This is a genomic window from Butyrivibrio sp. (assembly GCF_017940685.1).
In the GTDB taxonomy this organism is placed as follows: Bacteria; Bacillota; Clostridia; order Lachnospirales; family Lachnospiraceae; genus Butyrivibrio.
The window spans coordinates 25,507-31,594 of record NZ_JAGAYD010000147.1 but is presented as its reverse complement, the minus strand read 5'-3'; the positions used below and the strand labels follow the sequence as shown (position 1 = coordinate 31,594).

The 6,088-nt window shown below is 43.0% G+C and carries 7 protein-coding genes; 2 read left to right on the top strand and 5 right to left on the bottom strand.

The genetic code is table 11. The annotated features are described in order from the left end of the window. Together J6I68_RS09510 and J6I68_RS09505 are read left to right on the top strand one after the other, a co-directional pair. Positions 1–247 (top strand): GDP-mannose 4,6-dehydratase (locus J6I68_RS09510; protein ID WP_292219936.1); only part of this gene is annotated, 247 nt, incomplete at its 5' end. Positions 248–269: 22 nt separating this feature from the next. Continuing rightward, positions 270–1,211, top strand: coding sequence for a GDP-L-fucose synthase family protein (locus J6I68_RS09505; RefSeq protein ID WP_334300059.1), 942 nt, complete (start codon positions 270–272; stop codon positions 1,209–1,211). A gap of 82 nt (positions 1,212–1,293) precedes the next feature. On the opposite strand, the gene J6I68_RS09500 is transcribed toward J6I68_RS09505, so the two are convergent. The 5 genes from J6I68_RS09500 to J6I68_RS09480 form a co-directional block, all read right to left on the bottom strand. Continuing rightward, positions 1,294–3,114 carry an LIC_10190 family membrane protein gene (locus tag J6I68_RS09500; protein ID WP_292219933.1) on the bottom strand — a complete coding sequence of 607 codons (1,821 nt, stop codon included), beginning with the start codon at positions 3,112–3,114 and terminating at the stop codon, positions 1,294–1,296. Positions 3,115–3,140: 26 nt separating this feature from the next. Then, positions 3,141–3,596, bottom strand: coding sequence for a divergent PAP2 family protein (locus J6I68_RS09495; protein WP_292219931.1), 456 nt, complete (start codon positions 3,594–3,596; stop codon positions 3,141–3,143). Continuing rightward, complete coding sequence (gene rfbD, locus J6I68_RS09490; RefSeq protein ID WP_292219929.1) at positions 3,596–4,468, bottom strand: dTDP-4-dehydrorhamnose reductase; 873 nt, start codon at positions 4,466–4,468, stop codon at positions 3,596–3,598. Before rfbD ends, J6I68_RS09495 begins: the two co-directional genes overlap by 1 nt. Positions 4,469–4,564: 96 nt before the next feature. After that, positions 4,565–5,743: a DUF3048 domain-containing protein gene (locus J6I68_RS09485; protein ID WP_292219927.1), complete on the bottom strand. Its 1,179-nt coding sequence runs from the start codon at positions 5,741–5,743 to the stop codon at positions 4,565–4,567. Positions 5,744–5,796: 53 nt separating this feature from the next. Further along, positions 5,797–6,060: an HPr family phosphocarrier protein gene (locus J6I68_RS09480; RefSeq protein WP_292205660.1), complete on the bottom strand. Its 264-nt coding sequence runs from the start codon at positions 6,058–6,060 to the stop codon at positions 5,797–5,799. Positions 6,061–6,088: the final 28 nt, after the last annotated feature.

Sequence of the window (6,088 nt, the reverse complement as noted above, 5' to 3'; positions counted from 1 at the left end):
TAAGGCAACAGGCAAGGTTCTTATTGAGGTTTCACCTGACTTCTACAGACCTACTGATGTTGTTAACCTCTGGGGAGATCCAACCAAGGCAAAAGAAAAGCTTCACTGGAATCCGCAGTCAACCTCCTTTGAGGATCTTGTTAAGATCATGGTTGAGCACGACATGGCCAAGGTTGCTGTTGAAAGAGCCAGCGAGCACGTTGAGTTTAACCTGGCAGAGTTCCTTGAGAAGGGCATAGATAAATAATTAAGAAGGTACAGATATCATGATGGAAAAGAATGCGAAAATATATGTGGCTGGCCACAGAGGAATGGTTGGTTCAGCCATTGTAAGAGAATTAAACAAGCAGGGCTATAACAACATTATCACCAGAACCCACAAGGAACTGGACCTCACAAGGCAGGATCAGGTTGAGAACTTCTTCGCCGAGCAGCGTCCTGAGTATGTTTTCCTTGCCGCTGCCAAAGTTGGCGGTATCATGGGTAATTCAGAGGCCCTTGCAGATTTCATGTACGAGAACATGATCCTTGAAATGAACGTTATAAACTCAGCCTGGAAGAACGGCTGCAAGAAGCTTGAGTTTCTTGGTTCATCCTGCATCTACCCAAGAATGGCTCCTCAGCCCATGAAGGAGGATTGCCTTCTTACATCTGAGCTTGAAAAAACCAACGAGGCATATGCTCTTGCGAAGATATCAGGACTTAAGTACTGCGAGTACTTAAACAAACAGTACGGAACAGATTATATCTCCGTAATGCCTACAAACCTTTACGGACCAAATGACAACTATCACCCAACTCACTCACATGTACTTCCTGCTCTTATCCGCCGCTTCCATGAAGCCAAGGAGCAGAATCTTCCTTACGTAACATGCTGGGGAGATGGAAGCCCACTTAGAGAGTTCCTCTATGTTGACGATCTTGCTAACCTGTGTGTATTCCTTATGAACAACTACAGCGGCAACGAGACAGTTAACGCCGGTACAGGAAAAGAACTTACTATCAAGGAACTTACTGAGAAGGTAGCAAAGATCATCGGCTACACAGGCGAGATCCGCTGGGATCCAAGTAAGCCAAACGGAACACCAAGGAAACTTCTTGATGTATCTAAGGCCAAAAATCTCGGCTGGACCTACACAACCGAACTTGATGACGGCATTAAGCTTGCATACGAGGATTTCCTTAACAATCCAATGCGTGCAGAAAGATAAATCAATAAATAACAAGACACGGGGACGGTTCTACTGTCTCATTGCGTGCAATGAGACAGTAGAACCGTCCCCGTGTCTTGTCTTATGATCCCCCTTGTGTTGAAATAAAACCTTCCCTTATGGTGTTTCCAATAAGCTTAACATTCTCGCTTACATCATTAGTTGCTCCTGGGAATGGATCATATCCGATTCTGTCGCCCTCTGCAGGGTAATAAAATGTCTCATCCCCAAGTTTAAACTCTTTTGTTTCATAGTGACCGTAGTCCTGCTGCCTCAAAAGGTACTGGGGATTAAACCTGGAACCATCCTCGATCACAAGATTTACGCACTTAAAGAACATCCAGAAAGCAAAGAGTCCAACTGCAATCTTAAGGATCATTTCTCGAAGATCCTTACCGATCCTGTTGTTGATCACAATAAAGAGTCTTCCCATTATTACAACTGGTGTAAGCCAGACATATACTACGCCATACCTGATAAGAGGAGCACTTAAAAACCAAAATATAAGGCACCCTATAAGTGTTCCGCCTATAGTCAGAAAGTCTGCCGTAGCCATCATGCTCCTGCTACTTAGCTCAAATACCTTTCCCTTGCCAAAATTCCTGATCTTTTCGTTTTTCCTGCCAAGAGCAGCCATCAGGAAGTAGATAAGATAACCTATATACAAAAATACTGAGATAATGGCCAGTATCAGCATTATCTTGTTAAGGCCAGTTATAGTAGAAAACCAGTGGGGCACCCACTGACTAAAAGGTGCGTCGCCAAAAGCTGCCACATCACTGTAGCCCCTTCCGAAGGTCTTTATTTCTTTTGCATCAAAAGCTGCTATACCCTCCGGTATCTTCCAGGCAAATCCAAAGAAATTAAGGAAAGTAACAGGATAGAGTATCCATCCGGAAATTATCACATTTCGTATGAGAAATGGCAGAACGATCACAAGCGCCATTCCTACAGCAATCCATAGGGCGGCCATCTTCTCTTTTGTCCTGTCTCTTAAAAGCTTAGAAAGAGGAATGATGGTCAGGAGCACCATAGGAGCTGCTGAGAGCTTTATAGTGATTGCATATACTCCCACAAGTGCCAAAAGGATATAGGGCACATAGCTCTTTTCATGCTTCACATACATATCAAGCAGATGAGTGATTATATAGAAAACCAGTGTGGAAAGGAAATAATCCGATGCAGGTGCCACCATCTCATCAAAGATAGTGAACAGATAATAGATAGCTGCAAGCCTTGAAAAATCCGAGATAACAAAGTGCCCGCGCCTTAAAACATTTTTGATATCGATGCACTGCCATGCAAGAAGCAGGGCAAAAAAGCCAGACATAACGTGATAGGACTGGCCGCCCAAAAAGCTCATGCTAAAAAGAGCAGATATAGCAAAAGCAGAGCTGTTATAGGCAAGTCTCACATGGAGATTACCAAGCCCTGGTACAATGCCGTATTCTTCTATCCATCTGATTGCCTGTGCGTGATAAAGATCGGAATCATAGTGCATGATCCCGTGAGATGCTCCATAGGCCATAAGGAGAAAAACAAAGAGATAAATGAAAATATTGCCCTTTGCTCTTAGAACATGCAGCATACAATAAACATCGGATAATAATTCCTGCCTATAATATACCGCTATAAGAAGGCAGATAAGTATGACGCCAATATTGGCGCCAATTCCTACCCCTGTAAATAAACTAACAATCTGAGCATAAACAGTAAGTACTACAATACCAGTAACAATAAAAGATTCCCTGTACCTGAAGTCATATCTCTTCTTGTCACCGCGGCTCCTGCCGTGTTTAACCCCTTTCATACCCGGCATGTTCACCAGCGACATCAAAAAGCCGTATCCAATAAGATATGTAGTTATCAGTACATATGACCAGATTAGTACAACTGTAAGCATAGTCTATTATAGCCTTCTATTTTCTATTACATGCTGCAGAAAACTACTCCCACTAAAATTCCAAGGAGTGCGCCAAAGAATACCTGTGTTGGTGAGTGTCCCACAAATTCCTTGAGTTTTTCCTCTGGTGGAATATCACTGGAAAACTCAGAAAGCCAGTCCATCATATTGTTGATGACCTTGGCCTGTTTACCGGTTTCTCTCCTGACACCCATGGCGTCGTGCATTACTATGAGCGCCAGAATAGCTGTAACAGCAAACTGGAAAGTATCTGCTCCAAAGTTGTAGGCTGTGGCTGTAACAAGTGCCATTACCGTAGCGGAGTGCGAACTTGGCATACCACCATCTCCAAGGAGTCTCTCAGGATTAAAATTCTTGTTTACGACCACATATATAATAGTCTTTAAAATCTGAGCTATAAGCCACGCCATTGCTGAGGCCAAAAGGATCTGGTTATGTAATACTCCTGATATAAAATCCATCAAAGAAGCTCCTTTAAATAATCACTTATCGCATCATGCCAATCAGCAAACATAAAGTCTGAAGTAAGCTTGAACATGTAGTTCTCAAGAATGCTGTAGGCTGGTCTTGGTGCAGCCTGAGGATTCATTTCCTGATACTGCTTGGTTGTAACATGGTTGACCTTGGTGTTTTTACCTGCAATCCTGAAAATCTCCTCTGTGAAATCCGCCCAGTTGGTATTGCCTTCGCAGGTTCCGTGGAAGATTCCGTAGTTGTCTGTTCCAAGAAGGAAGTGAATTGCCTTAGCCAGCTCTTTTGTACTGGTTGGTGTTCCAACCTGATCACATACTACATTAAGCTCATCATGAGTCTCAGAGAGCCCAAGCATAGTCTTAACAAAGTTCTTGCCATCACCATAGAGCCATGCAGTTCTTACGATAAAGAAGTTTCTTGCAAACTGCTTGACCATCTCTTCACCTGCAAGCTTGGTCTTGCCATATACACTTACAGGACCAGTCTTGTCAAACTCGATATAAGGTCTTGTTCCGTTGCCGTCAAATACATAGTCAGTTGACACATGTACCAGCCTTGCGCCAACTTCTGTTGCTGCTATTGCAAGGTTTCTTGGGCCAATTGCATTGATCTTGTAGGAAAGATCCACATCACTCTCCTGCTTGTCAACAGCTGTATATGCAGCGCAGTTAATGATCGAAGTTGCCTTGGTTCTCCTTGCAAGATCAACTACAGCATCAACATTAGTGATATCAAGGGGTGTTATACCCTCACCTTCAAAAACATCTGTGTTGATGAGCTCAAAACCAGTTCCTGCAAGCTCCTTATTAATTGCTCTTCCAAGCTGTCCGTTACATCCGGTAACAATTATTTTTTCCATATTTGCTCCTATGTGTGATAACTTCTAACGAAACACGTAGCGGACGACAATTTCTGCCGTCCGCTTAAGTATCTAATGCATTATCAAAAGCTAAGATCAGTCTGCGTACTCTGTACCATTAACCTTGAATGTTGAGAATGACTTGCCCTTGAGCTGTACAACAAAGATCATTGTTCTGCCTGTGTTGAAAACAACCTCATCGCCGTTCTCATCATAGTATGTTGTTGGGCCATAGTCCTCTGTCTTTTCCCATGTGATAGGGATCATCTTACCCTTAGTGATGAAGTAACCATCATTGGTTGTATCATGCATCTGATAAGCAAGGTATCCATTGTCATCTCTTGTCTCATGGTATGTTCTCTGGATAACAATATTTGCAAAAGAAAGCTGCTCGCCTGTAAGAGCATCCTTCTGAGGCTGACCGTAGAGAGTCTTAAGGTACTCGCCCTTCTCCTCGTCATACTTAAGTGCTGACTTGGTAACAGGATAGCATCCTGCCATATCGATCTCTGTAGCCTCTACAGCGTCTGAATAGTCCTCAAGAGTATTAGGATTGCTGTAGCCAGTAAATGTGAAGTGTGAATCTCCCTCAAACTTATCTCTGTGCTCAAGTGAGAACTTAGCCTTTTCAATAGCAGATGAAACATGAGCGCCATCTGTGAAAGCTGTATGCTCAGATGTGCTTCCCTCAGGTACTCTGAAGAATGCATCATAAGATGGTCCCATTGCTGATCCGCCAACACCATTTAAGTTATCCACATCATCACGTGTAAGGATCTTGCTAACATAGAGCTCTGGTCCGCCGAAGTGAACGATAATAGGATCATACTCAAGTGCAGCATATACAAAGTAGTCACGGATACTACGGATATTACCAATTCTCTCAAGTCCTGCCCAGTCCTCTAAAATACCCATCTGACGACTCATGCTGCCTTCTTCCATGATCTCATAGAACACTGCAACATTGCTAAGTCCGTACTGTGGCTGAGCTTCCTTGTTGATAGGATACATAACTGCAAGAGGTCTTGTCTTGTTTACCTCTTCATCAACCCATTTATTTGTGAAATAGCTTCTTACCATGCCCTCAGCTGGAGGTGCATCTTCATCAACTGCCTCTTCCTCAGATACTTCCTCAGTTGCAGCAGGAGTAACTTCAGGAACATCCTCAAGCTTTTCAACACTGATTCCCACAACAGCTTCATCGCTGGCTTTTCCACAACCAAAAAGCATTGTCGCAACTAAAGTTGCAACTAATGCAGCTTTAAACTTTCTCATTTCTTAACTTCCTCTCTTATTTTTTAACTCATGTGATTTTAACACAAGTTTTTCTACTCGCCAAGTCCGGATTCGATAGCTGAAACGATAGCTGAAAGAGCCTCTTCCTCATCTGGTCCGTCGCACTTAAATTCAAGCTCATCACCACATTTTATGCATGCACCAAGAACACTTAATACACTCTTTGCATTGGCGGTATTATCACCATAGCAAAACGTAATATGAGACTTGTAATTCATGGCCACCTTACAAAGGTTTCCTGCCGGACGCAAATGAAGTCCCGTAGGATTTGTAATTACCACTTTCTTTGTTACCATGATCTATGTATGACCTCCGTATAAAACA

Bases quoted from the DNA above. Each gene is read 5' to 3' on its own strand.
- J6I68_RS09505 (WP_334300059.1), top strand. From the start codon at position 270: ATGGAAAAGAATGCGAAAATATATGTGGCTGGCCACAGAGGAATGGTT.
- J6I68_RS09500 (WP_292219933.1), bottom strand. From the start codon at position 3,114: ATGCTTACAGTTGTACTAATCTGGTCATATGTACTGATAACTACATAT.
- J6I68_RS09495 (WP_292219931.1), bottom strand. From the start codon at position 3,596: ATGGATTTTATATCAGGAGTATTACATAACCAGATCCTTTTGGCCTCA.
- rfbD (WP_292219929.1), bottom strand. From the start codon at position 4,468: ATGGAAAAAATAATTGTTACCGGATGTAACGGACAGCTTGGAAGAGCA.
- J6I68_RS09485 (WP_292219927.1), bottom strand. From the start codon at position 5,743: ATGAGAAAGTTTAAAGCTGCATTAGTTGCAACTTTAGTTGCGACAATG.
- J6I68_RS09480 (WP_292205660.1), bottom strand. From the start codon at position 6,060: ATGGTAACAAAGAAAGTGGTAATTACAAATCCTACGGGACTTCATTTG.